The 3,489-nt window shown below is 46.7% G+C and carries 3 protein-coding genes and 1 pseudogene; 1 reads left to right on the top strand and 3 read right to left on the bottom strand.

All coding sequences use genetic code 11. The features are described 5' to 3' along the window. From F6J94_RS31970 to F6J94_RS31960, 3 genes are all read right to left on the bottom strand, one after another. The coding region (locus F6J94_RS31970; RefSeq protein WP_293047606.1) for a beta-ketoacyl-ACP synthase at window positions 1-1,129 on the bottom strand (1,129 nt) is incomplete at its 3' end. 30 nt (window positions 1,130-1,159) lie between these two features. After that, window positions 1,160-1,909, bottom strand: coding sequence for a peptidylprolyl isomerase (locus tag F6J94_RS31965; RefSeq protein ID WP_293047604.1), 750 nt, complete (start codon window positions 1,907-1,909; stop codon window positions 1,160-1,162). A gap of 34 nt (window positions 1,910-1,943) precedes the next feature. Next, on the bottom strand, window positions 1,944-2,510 hold the full coding sequence (locus tag F6J94_RS31960; protein WP_293018122.1) for a photosystem I assembly protein Ycf4: 567 nt from the start codon (window positions 2,508-2,510) through the stop codon (window positions 1,944-1,946). Window positions 2,511-2,996: 486 nt separating this feature from the next. Between F6J94_RS31960 and F6J94_RS31955 the strand changes: the two are divergent. Continuing rightward, window positions 2,997-3,489, top strand: a pseudogene (locus F6J94_RS31955) (photosystem II D2 protein (photosystem q(a) protein)); the annotation flags it as partial.

The raw sequence follows: 3,489 nt of genomic DNA, 5'->3' as shown, positions 1-3,489 counted from the left end.
AACATAGCGCCTGCCTGACTTCGCACTGACGCGCTATAGTTACGAAATCCAAATCCCATTCCGGTTCCCTCAACCCAATACAAGGGGGTAAGACTTGGTGTTTTAAAGCCATTAGACACAAAGCAGTACCAATGGCTCCAGAAGCACCAAGAGTGTGACCAGTGGCTCCTTTGGTAGAACTGATTGCCACCCCTTGGGGAAATAGCTGCTGAATCAGCTGCGCTTCATTCTGGTCATTAAGTTTGGTTCCGGTACCGTGGGTATGGATATAATCAATATCTGTAGGAAATAGGTGGCTGCGGTCTAGACATTGTTTGATAGCTGCGATCGCACTCTGTCGATCTGGGTTAGGTGTACTGACATGATAAGCGTCCGAGGTCAAGCCAAACCCCAGTAATTTTCCATAGATAGGCGCTGCTCGACGATCAGCCAAATCCTCTGACTCCAATACCAATACAGAACCTCCCTCTGCCAACACCAAGCCTTGACGTTGCTTGTCAAAGGGGTAAGCACCAGTTTTTGCTAGAGCCCCCATTTTAGTAAATCCGGCTAGGGTTAGGGGAGTAATTGGTGCTTCTACAGCACCAGCAATGACTCGTTGGCATTGACCGGTTTGAATCAATTCAAATCCTTGAGCGATCGCCCAAATTCCTGTTGCACAAGCTGCCATTGGTGCTAGGACTGGCCCAAAGGAACCAATGTAATGGGCAGCAGCAATAGCTGGTTGATGGGGTAGAGTGTCTAACCAATGCTCTAGAGTTAAGATTTCATTTAAGCTATCGAATCCGGGATACTCTGGTTCGGTGTCGAGTTTCCCATGACTAGTCATCTGCTCCTGGGCTAGTTGCTCCCAAGCTGCCTGACAGCTACGACTGGAACCAATCACCACACCACAATCCTTTAGAGGGATGGTTAAGTTAGCATCTTCAATAGCATCTGCTACAACCTGGTAGGTCAGCTGTTCAATAGAAGCTGGTGTCTGACCAATCATAGCCAACGGTAGAGGTGATAAATTGGCAAAGGGTCGATACCAGCTAATAGCTGACTCACTGTTTAGCAAATGCTGCCAACTGGGTTTGAGGCGACCTAAAGCAGATACTAATCCAATCCCAGTAACGCATACCTCCACGAATTCGTTTAAAGATCGTTAATCGTTATCTTAAGGTTTCTTCAGGTTTTCGATGCCTTTAGTGACCTTGACTGATTCAATGCGATCGCCTTGCTGAATTTTGTTTACCACATCCATACCTTTAGTGACTTTGCCAAATACAGCATAGTCCCCATCCAAGAAAGGCAGCTCTGCTAGGGCAAAGTAAAACTGTGAAGAGGCTGAGTCTGGCATTTGGGAACGAGCCATGGCCACAGCACCAGGAGTATGAGTCAACTCAGGATCACCAGGAATTCCGGCTGCCTTAAAGGTTTTGCTGTATATGGGTTGCTCTGCCCCCTTCGGCTTAATTTCTAATGGAATGTAGCGAGTTTCCTTCGTTTGTGGATCTATGAACCCCCCTGTGCCCAGAAGCTCTACTGGAAATTTTGGGTTTTTTCCTTGGGGATCACCACCTTGGACAACAAATGGTTGAGGTTCCCTTACCACTCGGTGAAACACCAGTCCGTCATAAACACCCTTGTCAACCAGATCCACAAAATTGCCAGCTGTAATCGGGGCATTGCTTCCATACACTTCAATAGTAATCGGTGAGCCTTTTACCCTCAGCTCAACAGTAGCTTTTTTGTCTAGTCGGGGTAAATTGCTGAATTGGGGATTGCTGGTGGTTTCAGCAGGAGTAGATTTGTTTTGGGGAGTTGATGATTCCGTTGAGTTCGACGTTGAGCCACTGCATCCTGCTATTACCAGAGCTAACACTACTAACATCACAGATAGCCAGCGCCGGATATTCTTAATCATGCTTACTATAACTATATCTTGTTTTATTGGCAATTTACAACCCTTCCAGGGGAACTCCGAGGAAACGAGCCAGCTCTGCTCCCTGATTCTCTAATTCCAAAAGGGAGATGGGTTGACCGACACGAGTTAGAGGAACTTCCCGGCGATCCTTAGTGCGCACGTAGAGGACTCGGCGTGGATTTAGACCTTCTTTGATGTCTACTCGAATCGACTGGACATCTTCTGTACGGCAACTGAATTCGACTTCACGGTTTTTACCGGGAAAGCCAGACCGCACTACTCTCACCATACCTGTTTCTTGGTTAAATTCATTGTAGCCTCCGCCGATATCCCAATAAATGGTTAGCCATAGGTAGAGAGATAGCAACAGTGCAGCAACACCATAGAACCCCATTGCTACCCCCTGAGGGATAAAAATTAGGTTGGTTGCATCTCCAATCGGGAGTAGATCCATGTTGAGATAACTCGAAAGCCCTGCCAGGAAAAATCCTATACCTCCTATAGATACAGCTCCTGCCACTAAATAGTTGCTCAAACGGCGAGAGCCAAGAACCGATTGTCGAAGTACCAGGTTTTCCAGTTGGTTGGTCGATGCTGCCATGAGAAGATGTGGTTGCCTCTAAGAAATCTGACTTGACAATAGTGCTGAGTCCGAGAGTAGATCAGTTGATTTATGGATACTCCAGGGAGCTCATCTAGAACTTGTATCACATTTTTGACCAAGACAGGGAAATTATGTAACTTTTGACACCAAATCTCAAAAAAATCTGAGGAGTATGTGTAATTTTGTAAAATTTTTGGTATTTATTATTATTGTATGTAACGTTTGTAACCCCAGTCTCCTTATGGGAGAATCAAGTCAAGCGTTAAACTGTGTGATAGTTTAAGAAACATTAAGTCACCACAGCCTAACCTGATAGCCTGTGGCATCCCGTTAAAAGACAATCCTGTAAGAGGGAAGTGACTTAAAATCACTGAACTCTAAGGGAAATCCACCTCTAGAAGGGTGGGAGTGTCGCTAAAAAGACGTAAAAACGTCCCAATTTTGAATCCTTGCAAATCGTTATATGTATGAGGATTTGAATCTATGACAGTAGCAGTAGGACGCGCCCCCAGCACCAGAGGATGGTTTGATATCCTCGATGACTGGCTCAAGCGCGATCGCTTTGTATTCGTCGGCTGGTCCGGCATTCTGTTGTTCCCCTGTGCCTACATGGCGTTAGGGGGCTGGCTAACTGGTACCACCTTTGTTACCTCTTGGTACACCCACGGCTTAGCCTCTTCTTACCTAGAAGGTTGTAACTTCCTGACCGTAGCAGTATCCTCTCCTCCTAACAGTCTGGGACACTCCCTGCTGCTGTTGTGGGGACCAGAAGCTCAAGGAGATTTGACTCGCTGGTTCCAACTAGGAGGGTTGTGGAGCTTCGTGGCATTCCACGGAGCATTTGGTCTGATTGGGTTCATGCTGCGGCAATTTGAAATTGCGCGTCTAGTAGGCATCAGACCCTACAACGCGATCGCATTCAGTGCGCCGATTGCAGTATTTGTCAGCGTGTTCCTGATGTACCCATTGGGACAGT

This window comes from Moorena sp. SIO1F2 (assembly GCF_010672755.1).
Classification (GTDB): Bacteria; Cyanobacteriota; Cyanobacteriia; order Cyanobacteriales; family Coleofasciculaceae; genus Moorena.
This window is presented reverse-complemented; position numbering and strand designations above follow the sequence as displayed.

Bases quoted from the DNA above. Each gene is read 5' to 3' on its own strand.
- F6J94_RS31965 (WP_293047604.1), bottom strand. From the start codon at position 1,909: ATGATTAAGAATATCCGGCGCTGGCTATCTGTGATGTTAGTAGTGTTA.
- F6J94_RS31960 (WP_293018122.1), bottom strand. From the start codon at position 2,510: ATGGCAGCATCGACCAACCAACTGGAAAACCTGGTACTTCGACAATCG.